Source organism: Actinophytocola xinjiangensis (genome assembly GCF_001921215.1).
GTDB lineage: Bacteria > Actinomycetota > Actinomycetes > Mycobacteriales > Pseudonocardiaceae > Actinophytocola > Actinophytocola xinjiangensis.
In genome coordinates this window covers 499,942-520,398 of the sequence record NZ_MSIF01000001.1, presented here as the reverse complement: position 1 = coordinate 520,398, position 20,457 = coordinate 499,942, and the positions used below count along the sequence as shown (strand labels likewise).

The following is a 20,457-nucleotide window of genomic DNA, read 5'->3' as shown; positions in this document are numbered from 1 at the left end:
ACCCGTGCCCGACCGGCCCAATGTGATCGTTTTCCTCACCGACCAGCAGCGCTGGGACACCACGGGGGTGCACGGCAACCCGCTGGACCTCACGCCGACCTTCGACCGGATGGCGACCACCGGGACGCACGCGGTGCACGCGGTGACCCCGCAGCCGGTGTGCGCGCCGGCCAGGGCGGCCCTCCAGACCGGGCGGTACCCGACGGCGACCGGCTGCTTCCGCAACGGGATCCCGTTGCCGGCGGCGGAACGGACGCTCGCGCACGAGTTCGCCGACGCCGGCTACGCCACCGGCTACCTCGGCAAGTGGCATCTGGCCGCCGAGGAGCCGGTGCCGCCCGACCAGCGCGGCGGCTACCAGCGGTGGTTGGCCGCCAACCTGCTGGAGTTCACCTCCGACGCCTACCGCACGGTGATGTTCGACGACCGGGGTGATCCGGTCGCGCTGCCCGGCTACCGGTCCGACGCGATCACCGACGCGGCGATCCGGTTCGTCGCCGACCACCACGACCGGCCGTTCTTCCTGTTCGTGTCCTACCTGGAGCCGCACCACCAGAACGAGGTGGACTGCTATCCCGCGCCGGAGGGCTACGCGCGGCGCTACGCGGGGCGGTGGCTGCCGCCGGACGTGGCGGCGCTGCGCGTGCCGGGCGACCCGGCGGTCCAGCACCTGGCCGGGTACTGCGGGCAGGTGCGGCGCCTCGACGAGGGTCTTGGCCGGCTGCGGGACGCGCTGCGCAGCATGGCGTTGTCCGACAACACGATCCTCGCCTACACCTCCGACCACGGGTGTCACTTCCGGACCCGTAACGCGGAGTACAAGCGGTCCTGCCACGACGGGTCGCTGCGGGTGCCGCTGGCGCTGTGCGGACCCGGTTTCGACGGTGGCCGGCGGATCGAGGAGCCGGTGTCCACGCTGGACCTGCCGCCGACGTTGCTGGCGGCGGCCGGGATCGAGGTTCCGGAGCGGATGCAGGGCAGGTCGCTGCTGGCCGCCGACCGGCCGGCGGAGTCGTTCTTCCAGGTGAGCGAGTCCGAGGTGGGCCGGGGGATCCGGACCGCGCGGTGGAAGTACTACGCGGTGGCGCCCGACGCCGACCCGTGGGAGGAGCCGGGCGCCGACCGCTACGTCGAGTACGCGCTGCACGACCTGGACAACGATCCGGCGGAGCTGACCAACCTGGCGGGCCTCACCTCTCACCGCCGGGTGGCCGACGAGCTTCGGGAACGGTTGGTGCGCCGCATGGTCGAGGCGGGTGAGGCGGCGCCGGTGATCGAGCCGGCGGCGCCGAGGACGGACGGCCAGCGGCAGGTCGACCCGACCGTGCGGGTGTGGGACGTTCACCCGACACGTTTCGGTCACCAATCCCGCTAGGTTCGCCGATCTCGAAAATCGATCGGAGAATTCCCTAGAACACCTCAGAATACCGAGCGGACATTCGCCGAGGCCGGTCACTCAGAGCTACGGGTGACCGGTCCGCCCGGCGCCGTGATGTCCTTTGTGGACATAACGATCCCGGCAGAACGCGAATCGCTCTCGACGCGATGTCTTGACAGGAGCCAGCCTCCTCCGTTTAAGGTTCTGCAACTTGTCTCGACCTCGACCGAACAAGGGGGCAGGGACGTGAACGACGGCGGGACGGACGCGGACTTACCCGAGTTGGACGTCGCCGGTGTCGGACTGGGGCCGTGCAATCTGAGCCTGGCCGCACTCCTGGCACCACTGGCCGACGTCCAGGCACGGTTTCTCGAAGCACGGTCGTCGTTTCAGTGGCACTGCGGCATCATGGTGCCCGGCGCCCAGTTGCAGGTCTCGTTCCTCAAGGACCTGGTGACGCTCGTCGATCCCTGCAACCCGTTCTCGTTCCTCAACTATCTGGCCACCGAGGGCCTGCTGCACCGCTTCCTGATCGCGCACACCGACCGGTGCTCACGCCAGGAGTTCGAGCGGTACTACCAGTGGGCCGCCGGCCAGATCGCCAGCATCCGCTGGGACCACGGCGTGGACAGCGTCGACCTGCGCGACGGGCGGTTCGAGATCACCTGCGCCGGCCGCGAGCCGGTGCGCGCACGCAACCTGGTCATCGGCTCCGGCCGCACCCCCGCCCTGCCCGACTTCGCCCGCCCGCTGCGCGGTGACTCCGTGCTGCACTCGGCCGAACTGCGGATCGTGCGACCGGCCACCGCCGGGCGCGACGTCATGGTGGTCGGCGCCGGCCAGAGCGGCGCGGAGGTGGTCAACCACCTGATCAGCGACGACGCCGGTCTCCCCCGCTCGCTGACCTGGGTCTCCAGCCGGGTCGGGTTCCTGCCGATCGACGACTCGCCGTTCAGCAACGAGTGGTTCCACCCGGCCTACGTCGACCACTTCTACGGCCTGTCCGCGCAGCGCCGCGAGGAGCTGCTGCGCCGCCAGCGGCTGGCCAGCGACGGGGTCACCGAGTCGCTGCTGCGCGACATCTACCGCCGGCTCTACGAGCTGGACGTGCTGGAACCCCACCGACTGGGCTACCGGCTGCTGGTCAACCGCCGGGTCAGCGACCTGTTCACCGACCCGTCAGGGGACGCCACCGGCGGTACCGACCGGCTGATGGCGATCATCCGCGACGAGGACACCGGCAAGATCGAGTCCTGTGCGGCCGACGTGGTCGTGTTCGCCACCGGCTACCGCAGCGAGTTCCCCGCCTACCTGGAACCGCTGCGCGACCGGATCCTCGACGGGGACGGGTCGCTGCGCGTGCGGCGGGACTACTCGCTGGACTGGGACGGCCCCGACGACCTCGGCATCTACGTGCAGAACTCGGCGGAAGCCACCCACGGGATCGCCGACCCCAACCTCAGCCTCGCCGCCTGGCGCAGCGCCAGGATCGCCAACTCCATCGTCGGCCGGACGGTCTACCGGACCGAGGACTCCCGGTCGACGATCTCCTGGGAAGGCGCCGACCCGGCCGGCGACCGGCCGGCGGCGTTCACATCGGACAGAGTAGGGGTGCCGCTGCCATGACCCGGCCCGCGCGTGTGGAGTACCGGACCCCCGAACGGTCCGAGTCCGGCATGGTGGTCGAGGAGGCCGCCGCGCCGGTGGACTGGCCGTTCACCGCCGCCCGGTTCGAGGTGCCGCCCGGTGCCACGACCGAACTGGACGTGCACGACGTCGTCGAGCTGTGGATGGTGCGCACCGGCACCGGGACCGTCACCTCCGGTGAGACCACGATGGACGTCGCGCCCGGCTCGATGGTCTACTTCGCCAGCCGGGTGCCGCACCGGGTGACCAACACCGGTGACGAGCAGCTGCGGCTGTTCTCCGTGTGGTGGCAGGGATCCCCGTCGTGACCGCCGAGCTGGCGGTGGTCGGCGGCGGCATCGTCGGCTGCTTCACCGCCTACGAGGCCGCCCGCGCCGGGCGACGGGTCACGCTGCTGGAGCGGACGGCGGTCGCCGCCGGCGCCACCGCCTGGTCGGCCGGCATCAGCTTCCCGCTCGGCCGCACACCGGCCCACCGCCGGCTGGTACGGCTGGCCGCCGACGGGTACGACCGGCTCGCCGGCACCGGCGGCGCGCAGTTCCTGCGTGCGCTGCGGATCGTCTACGTCGTGCGGCGTTCAGGGCTCGACGAGTTCCGCGAGCGGGTGGTCGGCGCGGCGGTCCGGCCGGTCACCGACGAGGAACGCGACGGGGTCGAGCGGCTGCTGCCGGGCGTGCGGATCGGCGCCGAGGAGGTGCTGGTGGCCCTCGACGGGCGCGGGTTCGCCGTCGACGCCGGTGGCCTGGCCGGCTGGCTCGCCGGCCAGGTGGACGTCCACACCGGACAGGACATCACCTCGGTCACCCGCGACGGCGACGGCTACCGGCTCACGGCCGGCGACACCGAGTGGTCGACCGACCAGGTGGTGCTCGCCACCGGGCCGTGGACCGGGCCGCGACCCCGGTCCTCCCTGCGGGTCAAGCGGATCGCCGCACTGCACGCCGACCTGGACACCGGGCCGGGTGACCTGGTGGTGTCCTTCGTCGACGACGACCTGTTCTTCCTGCCCCGGCCCGGCGACACGACGCTGGTCAGCTTCTACCGCGACGTGTGGGACGTCGACCCGGCCGACGTGGACGGTCGCGCCGACACCGAGGACCTGCGTCAGGGCCGCGAGGCCGTGCACCGCCGCTGCCCGGCCGCGGCCGGGGCGATCACCGGCGGCCGCGCGTTCTGCGACGCCTACACCCCCGGCCGGCTGCCGCTGGTCACCGGGTACGGCCCCGGCCTGGTCCGGGTGCACGGCGGCTCCGGCTCCGGGGTCCGGTTCGCGCCCGGCCTGGCCACCGACGCGCTGGCCCTCGTCCGCACATCCGAGCACCCGGTCGCCGGGCGCTGACACCGTCCATGGAGGAACAGGTGACCACCGGCAACCCCTTCGGCACCCGCCCCGTCTTCGTGTTCTCCACCCCGCCGACGCCCAACGGCGACCTGCACCTGGGTCACGTGTCCGGGCCCTACCTCGGCGCCGACGCGTTCGTCCGGTTCCAGCGCCTCAACGGCGTCGACGCCTGGCACCTCACCGGCAGCGACGACCACCAGAGCTACGTCGTGGAGTGCGCGCGCCGCGAGGGCAGCACACCCGCCGGGACGGCCGCCCACCACGGCGCCGAGATCGCCGCGACGCTGGCGCTGATGGACATCGACGTCGACCAGTACACGGTGACCAGTACCGATCCGAGCTATGCCGAAGGGCTGCGGGCCTACTTCGCCCGGCTCGCCAGCTCCGGGCGGGTCGCGCCCCGCGAGGACGCGGCGCTGTTCGACGCCGAGACCGGCGACTACCTCTACGAGGTCGACGTCAGCGGACGCTGCCCGACCTGCGACGAGCCGGCCGGCGGCAACATCTGCGAGGAGTGCGGCGAGCCCAACTCGTGCGCCGACCTCACCGACCCGAGGTCCGGCCGCTCGGCGGCGGCGCCGCGGGTGGGCACCGTGACCCGTCATTCCCTGCCGCTGCACGAGTTCCGCGACGACCTCGCCGCCCACCACGATCTGGGCCGAACCCCCGAGCGACTGCGTGAGCTGGCGGCGCGGCTGATGGGCCGGGAGCGGCTCGACGTGGCCCTGACCCACCCGGCGGACTGGGGCATCGCCCCGGCGCCGGGCGGTGACCAGGTCATCTGGGTGTGGCCGGAGATGTCCTACGGGTTCCTGCACGGCATCGCCGCGCTCGGCGAGGGCCTTGGCCGCGACTGGTCGGCCGGCTCGCCGTCGGCCGACTGGAAGATCGTGCACTTCTTCGGCTACGACAACAGCTTCTACCACGCGGTGCTCTACCCGATCCTCTACCAACTCGCCCACCCGGACTGGCACTGCGACATCGACTACCACGTCAACGAGTTCTACCTGCTGGAGGACGCCAAGTTCTCCACCAGCCGGCGGCACGCGGTGTGGGCCAAGGACTTCGTCGGCGAGCACAACGTCGACGCGGTCCGGTTCTTCCTGGCCGGCACCCGCCCGGAGGGCCGGCGCACGAGCTTCCGGCACGCGGCCTACGAGTCGGTGCTGACCGACGTGCTGATCGGCACCTGGCAGACCTGGCTCGACGACCTGGGCGCCCGGGTCCGCACCGACCACGCCGGGCAGGCTCCCCCGCCCGGCGAGGACACCGCGTTCCGCGCCACCCTCGAACGTCGGCGTGCCGCGCTCACCGCGTGTCTCGGCCAGGACGCGTTCTCGCTGAACCGGGCGGCCGAGGAGCTGACCGGTCTGGTCGAGGACGCCGTGCGCCACCTCGACGACACCAGTGGCGAGGCGGTCGCCGACGAGCTGGCGGCCGCGTGGCTGCTGGTGTGTGGCGCCCTGCCGGTGATGCCCAGGTTCGCCGCCCGGCTGGCCGGCGCGCTGGGTCTGCCGGCGCCGACGACGTGGCCGGAGCGGGTCGAGTACCTGCCGGCCGGCACGGCGATCGACCTGGCCGGCCAGGAGTTCTTCACCACCGCCGCGCCGGCCGCGGCGCCGGTGCTGCTGGCGTGGCTGCGGGAGCTGGTGGTGAGCACCGTCGCGCTGCCCGACGAATCCGGTGTGGACACGAGCACGCTGGTGGAGCTGGGGGTGGGCTCGCTGCACGCGGTGGCGCTGCAGTTCCAGATCCTCGAACAGCTCGACGCCGACGTCACCGTCGAGGAGCTGCTCGGCGACCGGGACGTCACCGCCCTGGCCCGGCTGTTGGAGGACAAGGCCACGCCCGAGGCGGTCGCGGAGGTCGCCGCGAGTGCCAGCGAGGAGGTGGTCGCGTGTTAGACGTCATCCGCGACATCGAGGCGCGCGGGCTGCGGATCACCGCCGCCGGCAGCGAGCTGAAGCTGCGCGGGCCCAAGGAGCGGATGGACCCGGACCTGATCGCGCGGATCCGCACGCACAAGGCCGACCTGCTCGCCCACCTCGCGGCGCTGCCGGACGAGCGGCTGGGCGCCGGGTTCGGGCTGACCCCGTTGCAGCGCAGCTACCTGCTCGGCCGGGGCGACCAGTTCGAGATCGGCAACGTCGCGGCCTACGTGTACCAGGAGGTCGAGGGCGTCTGGGACCTCGACCGGCTGGCCTCGGCGCTGCGCGCGGTGGTCGCCCGGCACGGGATGCTGCGGACCAGGGTCGTCGGCGACCGCCAGGTCGAACAGGCGGGGACGCGGGTCGAACTCGGCCGGGTGGACCTGCGGGAACTGCCCGTGGAGCAACGGGAAGCGGCCTGGCACCGGCTGCGGGAGCAGCGCTCACACCTGGTGCTGCCGGCCGACCGGGCGCCGCTGATGGACGCCGGGGTGACGATCTTGGCCGACGACCGGATGATCCTGCACGTCGGCCTGGACGGGCTGGCCGCCGACGCGGTCAGCGGGTTCCTGGTCTTTCGCGACTGGTGGCGGGCCTACGGCGGCGAGACGCTGCCCGAACCGGAGCAGGGCGCGTCGTTCGAGGCGTTCGTGGCGGCGATGGAGTCCGCGCGGACCAAGGCTCCCGCGCGCCGCTCGCGGGCCTACTGGCTGGAGCGGCTCGACGACCTGCCGCCGGCCCCGGCGCTGCCGCTGCGGGTCGCGCCGTCCTCGATCACCGAGCCCCGGTTCACCCCGAGGGTGCTGCGCCTGGAGCCCGAGCCGTGGGCGCGGCTGAAGGCGCGGTGCACCGAGTTCGGCCTGACGCCGTCGACCGTGCTGTTCGCCGCCTACGCCGAGACCCTGTCCGCGTGGGGCGCCGGGGACCGGTTCACGCTCAACTCGACCATCGCCAACCGCCCGCCCATCCACCCGCGCATCGCCGACACGGTCGGCAACTTCACCGACATCCTGCTGGTGGAGATCGACCTGGACCAGCGGCTCGGGTTCGCCGACCGGGCCCGCGCGCTCCAGGCCAGGCTGCACCGCGACCTGGACAACCGGCACTTCTCCGGGATCGAGGTGCTGCGCGAGCTGGGCCGGCACCGGGGCGACCCGGCCGCCGCGCGGATGCCGTACACGTTCACCAGCACCGTCGGCTACCTCCAGCGGGATCTGGACTACTCGGCGCGGGAACTGTTCGGGCCACGGGTGTTCGCGGTGACCGAGACCCCCCAGGTGTGGATCAACGCGTTCGTCGCCGAGCTGCACGAGGGGCTGGTGGTGACCATCGACGGCGTCGAGGAGCTGTTCCCCGACGGCCTGCTCGACGACCTGTCCGCCGGCTACCTGGCGATGCTGGAGCGGCTGCTCGACGAGTCCACCTGGACGGCGACCACGGTCGACCTGCTGCCGCCCGCCCAGCGCGCCCGCCGCGAGCGGGCCAACGACACCGCCGTCGCGGTGCCCGACGCGCTGGCGACCGACGCGTTCGCCGCCAACGCCGAACGCGACCCGCACGCCCCCGCGCTGGTGACCTCGCGCGGCACCATGGACTACGGCGAGCTGTACCGGCGGGCGCTGGCCGCCGCCGGGTGGCTGCGGGCCGGCGGCGCCGGCCGCGACGAACTGGTCGGCCTGGTGATGACCCGGGGGCCGGAGCAGGTCGTCGGCATCCTGGCGACCCTGCTGGCCGGCGCGGCCTACCTGCCGGTGGACGCCGACCTGCCGCCGGCGCGCCGGGAGTTCCTGCTGCGTGACGGCCGGGTGCGCCACGTGCTGACCAACACCGACCTGGCCGACGGGTCGCTGGCCGTGCTGCGGCTGGACGCGTCGGCCCCCGCCCCCGACGCCGAACCGCTCTCCCCCGCCGGCACGACCCCCGACGACCTGGCCTACGTGCTGTACACCTCGGGCACCACCGGTGACCCGAAGGGCGTGATGGTCACCCACCGCTCGGTGGTCAACGTGGTGACCGACTGCAACACCCGGTTCGGGATCACCGCCGGGGACCGGTTCTTCGGCGTCAGCGCGTTCACCTTCGACCTGTCGGTCTACGACGTCCTCGGCGCGCTGTCGGCCGGCGCGGCGCTGGTCCTGCCGGACGCGGACAAGGCCGCCGACGCCGCGCACTGGCTGGCGCTGGCCGACTCCGCCGGGGTCACCGTGTGGAACTCGGTGCCGGCGATCGTGTCGCTGCTGCGTGACCAGGCCGCGGCCGACGGCGCGCTGCCGGCGTCGCTGCGGCTGGTGATGATGAGCGGCGACCGGATCCCCGCCGCGCTGCCGCCCGCGCTGCACGCGCTCGCCCCGGACCTGCGGCTGGTGTCGCTGGGCGGGCCGACCGAGACCACCGTGTGGAACATCGTGCACCCGATCGACGACCTCAGCGGCGGGACCGTCCCCTACGGACGGCCCAACGCCAACAACCGCGCGCACGTGCTGGACGCGCACGGCCGGGACGCGCCGGACTGGGTCGTCGGCGAGATCTGCGCCGCCGGCACGGGCCTGGCCAGGGGCTACTGGGGCGACGAGGGGCGCACCGCCGAGCGGTTCACCGACGACCCGGTGCGCGGGCGGCTCTACCGCACCGGTGACCTCGGCCGCTATCTGCCGGACGGCACGATCGACATCGTCGGCCGGGCCGACCACCAGCTGAAGGTCAACGGCTATCGGATCGAGGCCGGCGAGGTGGAGACCCACCTGGCCGCGCTGGAAGCGGTCACCCAGGCGGTGGTGGTGCGCCAGGAGTCGGCCGGCGGCGACCGGCTGGTGGCACACCTGACCGGGGAAGCGCTGACCGACGGTGAGCTGCGGGCGCATCTTGGCGCGCGGCTGCCGGCCTACCTGGTGCCATCGGAGTTCGTCTGGCATCCGCGGCTTCCGTTGACACGAAACAACAAGGTCGACCGGACCGCGCTCGCCGAGCGGGCGGCGGGTGCGCGGGCCACGCCGCGCAGCGACGGCCCGGCGCCGGAGTCCGCGCACGCCATGGCCCGGCTGTGGGCCTCGGTACTGAGCCTGGACGAGGTCGGCGTGGACGACAACTTCTTCGAGTTGGGCGGGCACTCGGTGGCCGCCGCCCGGATCGTCACGGCCGTGCGCCGGGAGTTCGGGGTGAGCGTGCCGCTGCAACGGCTGCCCGAGGTGGTCACACCGCGGGCGATGGCCGGGTTCGTGGTGGACGCGTCGTGACCTCGGTACTGAACCGACTGGTGGCCGGACCGCCGGAGCCCGGCCACCGCCTGCGGGTGGTGCGGCTCGACGGCGAGGAGACCGTGGCACTGCCCGAGCTGTGGGCGATGGCCGGCCGGGTCGCCGCCGCGCTGGCCGACCGGGGCCTGCGCCGGGGCGACCGGATCGGCATCGTGTCCCGCAACTGTCTGGAATGGCTGCTGCTGGACCTGGCGGCGCTGCGGCTGGGGCTGGTGACCGCCGGGTTCGAGGCGGGCAGCGTCAAGCCGGGCCGCGAGCTGGCCGAGGACTACGACCTGCGGCTGGTGTTCACCGACGAGCCAGGCGGCGAACCGGGTGTGCTGTCGATCGGCGAGGTCCGCGCCCTGGCCGGCGGGGTGTCCGAACCGGACCTGCCGCCGGTGACCTACGGGCCGGGCGACGTGACGACGCTCAAGTTCACCTCCGGCTCCACCGGGCGACCCAAGGGCCTTGGCGCGACCGCCGGCAGCATCGACTCGTCGCTGCGCGCGGTGCAGCGGATGTTCGCCCACGGCGAGGGCGACGACCTGTTCGTGTTCCTGCCGCTGTCCCTGTTGCAGCAACGGTACTGGGTGTACTCGGCGCTGGTCTTCGGCCACGACGTCACGGTCGGCACCTACGAGGCGGCGTTCGTGGCGCTGGCCAGGACCCGGCCGACCGTGGTGATGGGCGTGCCGGCGTTCTTCGAGACCGCCGCCCGCCAGATCCGGGCCAAGGCACGGACCAGGCCGCTGGCCGAGGCGGCGCGGGCGGTGTTCGGTGACCGGATCCGCTACCTGTGGACCGGGTCGGCGCCGGCCAGCGCGGCCGTGCTGGAGTTCTTCGGCGAGGCCGGGTTGCCGCTCTACGAGGGCTACGGCCTCAACGAGACCTGCATCGTGACCAAGAACCATCCGGGCGCGCACCGGGTCGGCAGCGTCGGGAAGGTGCTGGCCGGCAAGGAGGTGCTCATCGACGAGCACGGCGTGGTGAGCGTGCGCAGCGACTTCCCGGTGAACACCGCCTACGCCTACGCCGCGCCCGGCGAGTCGCAGCGGGTCTTCGGCGCGGACGGCGTGGTGCGCACCGGCGACCTCGGCCGTTTCGACGAGGACGGTTTCCTCTACATCCTGGGCCGCGCCGACGACGTGATCGTGCTGGACAACGCGAAGAAGGTCGTGGTGCGGCCGATCGAGGAGCACCTGCGGACCAGCCACGCCATTGAGGAGTGCGTGGTGGTCAGCGCGGACCGCGCACACCTGGTGGCGGTCGTGTCGCCGGCCGGCGAGCCGGACGAGGCGGCCATCGCCGCGCAGCTGGCGGCCACCAACGCGGCGTTCGGCCGCGACGAGCAGATCCGCAAGGTCGTCATCGCCCGGCCGTTCAGCGTGGCCGGCGAGACCCTCACTTCACAGTTCAAGCCGCGCCGCAACCGGATCCTGGAGCTGTACCGCGCGGAGATCGTCGACAACAGGGGAGGTATCCATGCCGGGTGAGTCACGGGCCGGTCTCGAACCGGCGGCGCGGGAGAGTCTGGCGCTGGTGCTGGACGAGGTGGCGCCGCAGGACATCGCCGTGGACCACGACCTGGTTCGCGAGTACGGCCTGACCTCGCTGAACAAGGTGCTGTTCCTGACCGACGTGTGCGAGCGGACCGGTGTGTCGGTCGCGCACTTCACCGAGCAGGACCTCGCCGCGATGCGCACGCTCGGTGACGTCGTCGCCGCGCTGGCCCGCCACGCGGACCTGGTCGCCGAGGGGTCGACGCGATGAGCTGGGCCGAGACCGCACCGTCCACACTGGACAACGAGTTCGTCAGGCTGCGCCCGATCTCGCCGGACGACCGCGACGGCCTGCACGCCGTCGCCATGGACCCGCACATCTGGCGCTACTTCGTGTCGCTGGTGGAGACCGACGAGGACTACCACGCGTGGTTCGACGGTTCACTGGCCGACCACGAGGCCGGCCGGCGGGTGGTGTTCGTGATCACCGACCTGGCCAGCGGGCGGATCGCCGGCAGCATGAGCTACGGCAACCTGGCCGAGACCGACGCCCGGATCGAGATCGGCTGGTCGTGGCTGGGCGCGGACTTCCGTGGCCGGGGCGTGAACCGCTGGGCGAAGTACCTGCTGCTGGAGCACGCGTTCGAGCGGCTGGGCGCCCAGCGGGTCGAGTTCAAGACCGACCAGCTCAACGAGCAGGCCCGGCGCGGACTGCGCAACATCGGCGCGGTCGAGGAGGGCACGCTGCGCAGCTTCAACTACATGCCGGGCGGCCGGCGCAGGGACGCGGTGTACTACAGCGTGCTGCGCGGCGAGTGGCCGGAGGTGAAGCGCGCGCTGGAGGCCGGCCCCAAGGTCGGGGCCGGGACATGACCACCGGCCAGGTCGCCCACGTGCGGACCGGCGCGGACCCGGTCGAGGCCGGCCGGGCGCACGGCGGCGCCCGCAAGCACGCCCTGCGGGCGTTCGTCGACGACGACCTGTGCCGGCTCAACCGGCTGCGCCGGCCCCCGCTGACGCTGGCCGAGCTGGTGCCGGCGCTCGACGCGCACGGCGCGGTGATCGACGCGGCGACCCCGGCCCTCGGCCAGGAGATCCTGGGGCTGGCCGAGGGCGCCGGGCTCACCCGGCACGAGGCGCTGCTGCTGCAACTGCGCCGCGAGGTCCTCGGCTACCGCAGCGTGCGACCGGCCGGCGACTGCACCACCTACGCCCGGCTGGCCGACGAACCCGTGCTGGCCCAGACGGTCGACCTCAACGGCGACCTCGACGACCAGATCGCCGTGCTGGACACCGGCCGGGCGCTGGTGCTCAGCTTCGCCGGACTGCTCGGCTACCTCGGGGTCAACACCCACGGGCTGGCCGTCGGGCTGAACCTGGTCGTCGGCGGGACCTGGCGCCCCGGCGTGCCGCCCTACCTGGCGATCCGGCACCTGCTGGACACCGCGCGCGACGTCACCGAGGCGATCTCGCTGCTGGGTGACCTGCCGCTGGCCAGCTCCCGGTCGGTCATGCTCTGCGACCGGGGACGCGCCGCCTACGTCGAGATCCTCGACGACCAGCGGCGGGTGGTCACCGGCGAGACCCTCAGCCACACCAACCACTACCTGCACCCCGACCTCGCGCCGCACGACGAGCTGAACGTGTTCGCCCGCAACTCCTCCACCCGCCGGCTCGACGCGGTGCGCTCCCGGCTGGCGGCGCTGCCGGCCGGCGCCGGGGTCGCCGACCACTTCGCGCTGCTGGCCGACCCGCCGATCCGGGTCCCCGACCCCGGCGACATCACCGTCGAACGCACGGTGGCGACCGTGGTCCTGCTGCCGGCACGCGGCGAGCTGCACGTGCGGCCGGGCGACGGGTCGGCCGGCCAGGTCCAGCGCTTCCGCCCGCGCGCCGGTGTCCCCAGGTGATGCCGGTGACCACGACCCCCCTCACCGAACCGGGCGACGAGCTGGAGCAGGCGCTGCTGTCGGCCCGTGCGCTGGTCGACGCGGCGATCACCAACCACCGCCGGCAGGTCAGCTCGCCGCCGATCGTGGAGCTGCCGGCCGACGACGAGGCGGTGGCCGCGACCGTGCGCCGGCTGGTCGCCCTCACCCGCCGCGAGCTGCTGTGCGTGCCATCACCCGCGCGCTATCCCGAGCGGGACTCGGCGCTGGCGCTGGCCGAGCTGGGCCGGCTGCCGCTGCGCGGCATCACCGTGCGCATGCTGTGCGCGCCCACCACCACCTCCACCGAGGCCGGCGCCGCGTTCGTGGCCAGCGCGGTGGCGGTCGGCATCGACGCTCGGGTCAGCGAGTCCCCGCTGCCGGAGCTGCTGATGGCCGACGACCGGGTCGCGCTGGTCCGCCCCGACCCCGGCCCGGCGACGGTCACCTACGCCCCGTCGATCCTGCACACGCTGCGGGCGCTGTTCACCGGGACGTGGCAGGCGGCCAGGCCACCGCTCGACGCGCCGGCCGGCGACCGGCTCACCCGGGAGATCCTGGACTGTCTCAACGCCGGCCACAAGGACGACGCGGCGGCCCGCAAACTCGGCCTGTCGGTGCGCACCTACCGCCGCCACGTCGCCGAGATCCTGCGGGACATGGGGGCCGAGTCCCGTTTCCAGGCGGGGGTGCGGGCCGCCCAGCTGCGGTTGCTGGCGGCTCAGCCGAACGCGCCGTCGACCTGGAGCACCGCGCCGCTGACGTAGGAGGCGCGGTCGGAGGCCAGGAACGCGACGACCTCGGCGACCTCCTCCGGCCGGCCGAGCCGGCCGAGCGGGATCCGTGCCCTGGCGTCGTCGAGGGCCTTGGCGTCCATGCCGTCGGTCATGGCGGTCTCGACGTAGCCGGGGGCGACGACGTTGGCCCGGATCCGGTAGCGGCCGACCTCCTTGGCCAGCGCCTTGGTGAACCCGATGACGCCGGCCTTGGCTGCGGCGTAGTTGGTCTGGCCGGCGTTGCCGTGCACCCCGCCGACCGAGGAGATGGTGACCACCGAGCCGGCGCGGCGTTTCATCATCTCGAACACCACGGCCCGGCAGACGTGGAAGGTGCCGTCCAGGCTGGTGTCCACGACGCGGTCCCAGTCGGTGTCGCGCATGGTCACCAGCGCCCGGTCGGCGAGCACCCCGGCCGAGGTGACGACCGTGTCGATGGCGCCGAGGCCGGTGCGGGTGTCGGCGACCCACTGCCGCACGGCGTCGGGGTCGGTGACGTCGACCCTGGTGGCGACGACCCGCACGCCGTGTTCGCCGGCCTCGGTCACCAGCCGCTGGGCGGCGTCGTCCTCGGCGCGGTAGCAGAACGCGACGTCGTGGCCGTCACGCGCCAGCCGCAGCACGACCGCCCGGCCGATGCCCCGGGACCCGCCGGTGACCATGGCCACCCGTGACTCACCCATCCGCTGCCTCCCGCTCGCGTACCGCCACCACGACCCGCCGCACCAGCAACACCACCCGTCCGTCCACAACGGACTCACCGGTCAGCACGGCCGACCCGGGATCGGCCCGGGACAGCGTGACCCGGTGCTCGACGACGTCCCCGGGGGCGACGGCGCCGGCCAGTTCCGCGCCGTGCACGGCGCCGAGCAGCAGCACCCGGCCGGGCGCCGGGTCGGTGCCGTGCAGGGCGAGCACCCCGGCCGCCTGGCACCAGGACTCGACCAGCGGCGCCGGCCCCCACGGCTCCCCCGCGACGGCCGTCCGGGTGGCGGTGAGCCGCTGCCCGGTGACCAGCCCGGTGACCTCGTCGAGCAGCAGCATCGGCGGCCGGTGCGGGATCAGCGCGGTGATCCCGTCGAGGTCCAGCCGGATCCCGTCCCGGGCGATGTCCCGGGCGATGTCCCCGGCCGGTGCCGGGGCGGGTCGGTCGGCCCGGTAGCGCAGGCGCACGGTCGCGACCCGCCCGCCGGCCGTGCCGGCCCTGGCGCGGCAGCACCACGCGTCCCCGTCGGCCGACCAACTGAGCTCGGCGGTCAGCTCGTCGCCGGGACGCACCGGGCCGAGGAAGCGCGCGGTGTCGACGGCGTCGAGCACCAGCCCGGGTTCGGGCAGTGTGCCGGTCGCCGCGCGGTGCACGCTCTCCACGACACACACGCCCGGCAACACGGGAAAGTGCGGGTAGTGCCCGGCGAACACCGGCTCGCCGGCCCGCACGGCGAGCGTGGCGGTCACGGTGTCCCCGGCGCGGGTGACGGTCACCGGCTCGCGCAGCAGGTACCCGGTCACGACCGCTCCCCGGTGATCCGCAGCAGCGCGGCGCCGACCGTGCCGTCCCGGTCGGTGGCCGTCACCAGGGCGAGGCGTCCGGGGGCGTCCGGGGCCAGCGCGAGGACGGCGGCCACCGCCAGCGCCGCCGACGCGGCGTGCGTGTCGCCGACCAACTCGGCCAGCGGCAGCCGCACCTGCGCATCGACGTCGGTGGTGGACAGCACGGGGTCGTGCGCGGTGGCGTGCGCCCAGAGCGGGCCGGGCTGGGCGTCGAGCAGCCGGCGCACACAGCGGTCCAGGGCCTGGCCGGCGGTCGCCGGCTCGTCGAACACGCCGAACGCCAGGCCGGCGACCTCCGCGATGCCGGGGCGGCCGGGCGGTCCGAGCAGCAACATGGCGCAGCCCTCGCCGAGGTCCGGGCCGGGGGCGGCGTGCTGGGCGAACCAGGCACGGGTGCCGGAGTACTCCTCGGCAGCACCGCACAGCACCGCCTCCGCGCGGCCGGTGCGCTGGAGGCGGCGGGCGTAGCGCAGGGCCAGCAGCCCGGAGGTGCGGCCGGCGGCGACGGTCGCGTTCGGACCGCGCAGCCGGTGGAAGATGGCGCACTGGGCGGCGGCGGAGTTCATCAGGGTGTTGGGGAACTGGCCCGGTTTCACGAACTCCGGGCGGGCCTTGACCAGCGAGTCCCTGGTCAGCTCCAGCATGCTCCGCGCGCTGCCGTTGGTGACGCCGAGCACCAGCCCGGGTTCCTGGCCGAGGTCACCGGCCGCGCGGACGATCTCGCCGGTGGCCACCACGGCCAGCGCCGAGACGCGGTCCAGCCAGCGGGTGCCCTTGGCGCCCAGCAGCGTTCTCGGCTCGAAGTCCGGAACCAGCCCGGCCGGCGGCAGGCCCGGTTCGGCGGGGGTGCGGGTCGCGGCGGCGTGCAGACCGTCGGCGAAGGCCGTGGCGCCGATGCCGTAGGGGGAGACGGCCGACCAGGCGGTGAGGACGCTCATGCCGGGTACCGTCCGAACAGGACGATGGCGTTGTTGCCGCCGAAGGCCAGCGCGTTGCTCTGCACCACCCGCAGGTCCGCCTCGACCGCCGCGTTCGGCACGCAGTCCAGGTCACACTCCGGGTCGGTCTCCCGGTGGTTGATCGTCGGCGGCGCGAACCCGCCCTCGATGGCCAGCACGCAGCCGACCGCGCCGAGCGCGGCGGACGCGCCGAGGGTGTGGCCGAGCATCGACTTGAGGCCGACCGTTCTGGGTGGGCCGTCGGCGAACACCTCGTGGATGGCCCGCGCCTCGGCGAGGTCGTTGGCCTGGGTGGCGGTGCCGTGCGCGGAGATCAGGTCCACCGTGGACGGTTCGACCCCGGAGTCACGCAGCGCGCGGCGCATGCCCCGGGCCACCCCGTCGACGGCCGGGGCCACCGGGTGCTCGGCGTCGCAGCTCAGCCCGTAGCCGAGGACCTCGGCGTGGATGTCGGCGCCCCTGGCCAGCGCGTGCTCCAGTTCCTCCAGCAGCAGCACGGCGGCACCCTCGCCGGCGAGCATGCCGGCACGGCCGCTGTCGAACGGGCGGCAGCGGTCGGGGTCCATCGCGCCGAGCCGGGTGAAGCCGGCCATCGTCTTGCGGCACAGGGCGTCCGCGCCGCCGCACACCGCCAGGTCGGCGTCGCCGGTGCGGATCGCGTCCAGGCCGTACCCGATGGCGTAGTTGCCGGCGGCGCACGCGGTCGGCAGGGTGACCGCCTCGGTGTCGCGCAACCCCAGTTCCCTGGCCACCGCGGTGGCCAGGCGCCCGGCGCTCATCCGCCGGGCCAGGGCGGGATCCATCCCGGCCGGACCGCCGGCGATCTCCTGCTCGGTCAACCGGTCGAGGTCGGTGGCCGCCTCGCCGTAGGCGGTGCCCATCGCCACCACGCTCGGCCGCCCGGCCAGTACCTCGGCCGGCACGCCTCCGGTCGCCATCCTGGCGGCCGCGAGCCCGAACCCGGCGGCCCGGCCGACGGTCGCCGGGTCGACGGTCCGCAGCCACGGTGACGGGTCGAACTCGCCGACCTCGCAGGCGTTGGCGTGCCCGAAGTCCTTGAGCGCCGGGGAACTCACCGGTCGGGCGGCGTCCCGGCCGGCGCGCAGCCCGGCGCCGAACTCCGGCGCGCCGACGCCGATCGCGGTCACCGCGCCGAGGCCGGTGACCACCACGCGGCGCCGGCCGGCAGGCACGTTCACCGCTCGCCGAACGCCTCGGACACCACGGCGTACACCCCGGCGAGATCGACCATGCGCACCAGCTCGCTCTGGTCGATCTTGATCTCCAGCTCCTCCTCGAGCGCGGCGACGATCTCGATGGCACGCAACGAGTCGGCGTCGTGGTCGTCGCGGAACGAGCTGTCGTCGGTCACCACGTCGGGGTCGATTTCCAGTGTCTCGCAGACGATCCGGCGGATCTCCTGCTTGCGGGACTCGATCATCGAGGTCATCGCGACCGACCTCCTTCGGTTGTCGGCCGGAGTCTACGACCGGCCGACGGGCCGACGGGAGAGCCGGCGATTGCAGGAAGTGGTCGCCCCCGGCCGGCGCTGACAGGTTCCTGCCAGCGCGCACGCCCTGCCGGGGGCCGGCGCCCGGCTAGCCTCACCGACCATGAGTCCGCCATCCGAGCCGGCGCCCGGCGGGCAGCGGCTGGCCATCGCGGCCGTCGTCGTCACCATGCTGCTCTGGGCCTCCGCGTTCGTCGGCATCCGCGCCGCCGCACCGTCGTTCTCGCACGGCGCGCTGGCGCTGGGCCGGCTGCTGGTCGCCTCGGCGGTCCTGGTCGCGATCCTGGTGCTGCGCCGGGGTGGGCTGCCGCCGCGCGCCGCCTGGCCGGCCATCGCCGGGTCGGGGGTGCTCTGGTTCGCCCTCTACCAGGTCGCGCTGAACTGGGGCGAGCAGGAGGTCGACGCCGGCACGGCCGCCATGCTCATCGGGCTGGCGCCGATCCTGGTCGCCTCGGTGAGCGGCGCGCTGCTGGGCGAGCAGCTGTCCAGGAACCTGGTCACCGGGCTCGGGGTGGCCGTCGCCGGTACCGTCCTCATCGGACTCTCGGTCGCCGGCTCGACCGACGACTCGCTGCGCGGCGTGCTGCTGTGCGTGCTCGCCGCTGTCGCCTCCGCCGGCGGGGTGATCCTGCAGAAACCCGCGCTGCGCAAGGCCTCCGCCGCCCAGGTGACCACCTTCGGCTGTGTCGTCGGGGCCGTCGCGTGCCTGCCGTTCACCGGCCAGCTGGTCACCGAACTCGGCGACGCGACCCCCTCGGCCATCCTGAACGTCGTGTACCTGGGTGTGCTGCCCACCGCGCTGGCGTTCTCCACCTGGGCCTACGCGCTGGCCAGGACCCCGGCCAGTGTCATGGGCATCACCACGTTCCTGGTGCCGGTACTGGCGATCCTGATGTCCTGGGTGCTGCTCGGCGAGGTGCCGGGGCTGCTGGCCGTGGCCGGCGGCGTGCTGTGCCTGGCCGGAGTCGCCCTGTCCCGCCGGCGCGCCGCCGCCCCGGTACCGGCGGAGCGGCGATGAGCGCCTGGTTCCTCACCGACGGCGGGCCGGGACCGGACGCGCCGACCGTGGTCTGCTTCCCGCACGCCGGCGGCGACCCTCGGACCTACCTCGCCTGGCAGCGGGAGCTGCCGGAGGTGACGGTCCGGGTGGCGTGCGCCCCCGGCCGGGCCCACCGGTTCGCCGAGCCGGCGCCGGCGAGCCTGGCGGAGCTGGCCGACGACGCGGCCGCCGCGGTCGGCGACCTGACCGGGCCGGTGTGTCTGGCCGGGCACAGCCTCGGTGGTCTGATCGCCTTCGAGGTCGCCCGGCGGCTGCCGGAGCGGGTCCGCCACCTGGTGGTCTCCGGCTGCGCGGCGCCGTCGCTGCTGCCGACCGAGTACATCGTGTGGGCCGCCGGCCTGCCGTGGGACGAGTTCGTCGAGGCGACCGCCCGGCACGAGGGCCTGGCCAGGGAGATCGTCGAGGACCCCGAGGTCGCCGAGTTGCTGCTGGCGGCGCTGCGGGCCGACGTGCGGCTGTTCGCCGGCTACCGCTACCGGCCGGCCGAGCCGCTGCCGGTGGCCGCGTCGCTGGTCAACGGGGACGACGACTGGCGGGTCGGCGGCGGCGTGCTGCACCCGTGGGAACGCGAGTTCACCTCGGTGCCCGACTACCACTGGCGCGCGGGCGGCCACTTCTACTTCACCGACCGCCCCGGCGCGGTCACCGACGTCCTGCGCGCGGCCCTGCGGCGCGACCCCGCCGCCGACACCGCCAACGACCACGTCGAGGTGATCTAGTGGACCGCCCCGTCGTGCTCACCGCGCCGCACTACGTGCTGGGTGAGACAGAGCTGGACCACACCGCGATCACCGGCTTCGCCGAGCGGGTCGCCGAGTTCCGGATGAAGCCGAGGGCGAACCTGTGGGGCTGGGGCACGGTCCGGCGCACCGAACGGGCCATCGAGGACCTGGCCGTCGAGTCCGGTGCCGCGACCCTGGCGTCGGCCGGCCTCGACCCGGCGGCGGTCGAGGCGGTCGTGCTGTGCTCGACCGGTTTCCCGGTCGGCACCGGTGTGCACGGGGCGTTCGTCGAACGGGTGCTCACCGGGCTGGGCACTCCCGACGCGGACTTCGTCGGGGTCGGCCTCAACCGGTGCACGAACCTGCTCGCCGGCCTCCACGTCGCCGACGCGTACGTGCGCTCCGGGCGCCACCGGCGGGTCCTGGTCGTCACCACCGACCGGGTCACCGACGAGACCACCCGGATGGACAAGTTCGCACTGTTCAGCGATGGCGCCGCCAGCTGCCTGGTGACCAGCGAGGACCCCGGCGACCAGGAACTGCTCGGCTGCGCCAGCGCCACCAGGGCCGGCGAGCTGGACTGGGCCAACGAGATCAACCCCGAGCTGAGCGTGCGGGTCAACGAGCGGCTGCTCACGCCGTTCGGTCTGGCGGTGACCGACCTGGCCGGCCTGCTGCACACCAACGTCTACAAGCCGGTCGTGTACCTCAAGGAGATGCAGGCCGGGTTCGAGGCGACCCAGCTCCACCTGGACAACATCACCCGGCTCGGGCACTGCTTCGCCGCCGACCCGCTGATCAACCTGGTCGACCGCGACCGGGCCGGCCAGCTGCGCGACGGCGCGCACTACCTGCTGGCGGCCAGCGTGCCCGGCTCGCGCGCCGGTGTGCTGCTGCGCCGGCGGGCCGGACAGTAGGAGG

At 73.8% G+C, this 20,457-nt stretch carries 19 protein-coding genes; 14 read left to right on the top strand and 5 right to left on the bottom strand.

Annotation, left to right across the window (positions count from 1 at the left end):
• Window positions 1-4 precede the first annotated feature (4 nt).
• The 11 genes from BLA60_RS02435 to BLA60_RS02385 all read left to right on the top strand — a co-directional run bounded on the left by BLA60_RS02435 (window position 5) and on the right by BLA60_RS02385 (window position 13,725).
• A complete protein-coding gene (locus BLA60_RS02435; protein WP_075130998.1) occupies window positions 5-1,375 on the top strand; it encodes a sulfatase family protein in 1,371 nt (456 codons plus the stop codon).
• Window positions 1,376-1,624: 249 nt separating this feature from the next.
• Window positions 1,625-3,004, top strand: a complete 1,380-nt coding sequence (locus BLA60_RS02430) for a lysine N(6)-hydroxylase/L-ornithine N(5)-oxygenase family protein (protein WP_162292887.1) — start codon at window positions 1,625-1,627, stop codon at window positions 3,002-3,004.
• On the top strand, window positions 3,001-3,333 hold the full coding sequence (locus BLA60_RS02425; RefSeq protein WP_075130997.1) for a cupin domain-containing protein: 333 nt from the start codon (window positions 3,001-3,003) through the stop codon (window positions 3,331-3,333). The genes BLA60_RS02430 and BLA60_RS02425 overlap by 4 nt, the downstream gene beginning before the upstream one ends.
• Entirely contained in the window at window positions 3,330-4,364 is a 1,035-nt protein-coding gene (locus BLA60_RS02420; protein ID WP_075130996.1) for an NAD(P)/FAD-dependent oxidoreductase, read from the top strand. The genes BLA60_RS02425 and BLA60_RS02420 overlap by 4 nt, the downstream gene beginning before the upstream one ends.
• 20 nt (window positions 4,365-4,384) lie before the next feature.
• Window positions 4,385-6,271 (top strand): class I tRNA ligase family protein, encoded by a 1,887-nt coding sequence (locus BLA60_RS02415; RefSeq protein WP_245811791.1) that lies wholly within the window; start codon window positions 4,385-4,387, stop codon window positions 6,269-6,271.
• Window positions 6,265-9,528 carry a non-ribosomal peptide synthetase gene (locus BLA60_RS02410; protein WP_075130994.1) on the top strand — a complete coding sequence of 1,088 codons (3,264 nt, stop codon included), beginning with the start codon at window positions 6,265-6,267 and terminating at the stop codon, window positions 9,526-9,528. Before BLA60_RS02415 ends, BLA60_RS02410 begins: the two co-directional genes overlap by 7 nt.
• Entirely contained in the window at window positions 9,525-11,024 is a 1,500-nt protein-coding gene (locus tag BLA60_RS02405) for an AMP-binding protein (protein ID WP_211288561.1), read from the top strand. The genes BLA60_RS02410 and BLA60_RS02405 overlap by 4 nt, the downstream gene beginning before the upstream one ends.
• Window positions 11,014-11,301 carry an acyl carrier protein gene (locus BLA60_RS02400; RefSeq protein WP_075130993.1) on the top strand — a complete coding sequence of 96 codons (288 nt, stop codon included), beginning with the start codon at window positions 11,014-11,016 and terminating at the stop codon, window positions 11,299-11,301. The genes BLA60_RS02405 and BLA60_RS02400 overlap by 11 nt, the downstream gene beginning before the upstream one ends.
• Complete coding sequence (locus tag BLA60_RS02395) at window positions 11,298-11,903, top strand: GNAT family N-acetyltransferase (RefSeq protein WP_075130992.1); 606 nt, start codon at window positions 11,298-11,300, stop codon at window positions 11,901-11,903. Before BLA60_RS02400 ends, BLA60_RS02395 begins: the two co-directional genes overlap by 4 nt.
• Window positions 11,900-12,940, top strand: coding sequence for a C45 family autoproteolytic acyltransferase/hydrolase (locus tag BLA60_RS02390; RefSeq protein ID WP_084734551.1), 1,041 nt, complete (start codon window positions 11,900-11,902; stop codon window positions 12,938-12,940). Before BLA60_RS02395 ends, BLA60_RS02390 begins: the two co-directional genes overlap by 4 nt.
• Before the next feature lie 5 nt (window positions 12,941-12,945).
• Window positions 12,946-13,725 carry a helix-turn-helix transcriptional regulator gene (locus BLA60_RS02385; RefSeq protein ID WP_154814063.1) on the top strand — a complete coding sequence of 260 codons (780 nt, stop codon included), beginning with the start codon at window positions 12,946-12,948 and terminating at the stop codon, window positions 13,723-13,725.
• On the opposite strand, the gene fabG is transcribed toward BLA60_RS02385, so the two are convergent.
• Genes fabG through BLA60_RS02355 form a run of 5 tightly spaced genes read right to left on the bottom strand, consistent with a single transcriptional unit; the run spans window position 13,680 to window position 17,694 of the window.
• Window positions 13,680-14,417, bottom strand: coding sequence for a 3-oxoacyl-ACP reductase FabG (fabG, locus tag BLA60_RS02380; protein ID WP_075130990.1), 738 nt, complete (start codon window positions 14,415-14,417; stop codon window positions 13,680-13,682). The genes BLA60_RS02385 and fabG overlap by 46 nt on opposite strands.
• On the bottom strand, window positions 14,410-15,243 hold the full coding sequence (locus tag BLA60_RS41905; protein WP_084734550.1) for a 3-hydroxyacyl-ACP dehydratase FabZ family protein: 834 nt from the start codon (window positions 15,241-15,243) through the stop codon (window positions 14,410-14,412). Before BLA60_RS41905 ends, fabG begins: the two co-directional genes overlap by 8 nt.
• On the bottom strand, window positions 15,240-16,223 hold the full coding sequence (locus tag BLA60_RS02365; protein WP_075130989.1) for a beta-ketoacyl synthase N-terminal-like domain-containing protein: 984 nt from the start codon (window positions 16,221-16,223) through the stop codon (window positions 15,240-15,242). Before BLA60_RS02365 ends, BLA60_RS41905 begins: the two co-directional genes overlap by 4 nt.
• On the bottom strand, window positions 16,220-17,437 hold the full coding sequence (locus BLA60_RS02360) for a beta-ketoacyl-[acyl-carrier-protein] synthase family protein (RefSeq protein WP_245811790.1): 1,218 nt from the start codon (window positions 17,435-17,437) through the stop codon (window positions 16,220-16,222). The genes BLA60_RS02365 and BLA60_RS02360 overlap by 4 nt, the downstream gene beginning before the upstream one ends.
• 2 nt (window positions 17,438-17,439) lie before the next feature.
• A complete protein-coding gene (locus BLA60_RS02355) occupies window positions 17,440-17,694 on the bottom strand; it encodes an acyl carrier protein (protein ID WP_075130987.1) in 255 nt (84 codons plus the stop codon).
• A gap of 163 nt (window positions 17,695-17,857) precedes the next feature.
• Here BLA60_RS02355 and BLA60_RS02350 point away from each other — a divergent pair, with 163 nt between their 5' ends.
• The 3 genes from BLA60_RS02350 to BLA60_RS02340 are packed head-to-tail and all read left to right on the top strand — an operon-like array spanning window position 17,858 to window position 20,453.
• A complete protein-coding gene (locus BLA60_RS02350) occupies window positions 17,858-18,772 on the top strand; it encodes a DMT family transporter (protein WP_075130986.1) in 915 nt (304 codons plus the stop codon).
• Window positions 18,769-19,533 carry a thioesterase II family protein gene (locus BLA60_RS02345; RefSeq protein WP_075130985.1) on the top strand — a complete coding sequence of 255 codons (765 nt, stop codon included), beginning with the start codon at window positions 18,769-18,771 and terminating at the stop codon, window positions 19,531-19,533. Before BLA60_RS02350 ends, BLA60_RS02345 begins: the two co-directional genes overlap by 4 nt.
• Window positions 19,533-20,453, top strand: a complete 921-nt coding sequence (locus BLA60_RS02340; protein WP_075130984.1) for a 3-oxoacyl-ACP synthase — start codon at window positions 19,533-19,535, stop codon at window positions 20,451-20,453. Before BLA60_RS02345 ends, BLA60_RS02340 begins: the two co-directional genes overlap by 1 nt.
• The last annotated feature ends 4 nt before the right edge of the window (window positions 20,454-20,457 follow it).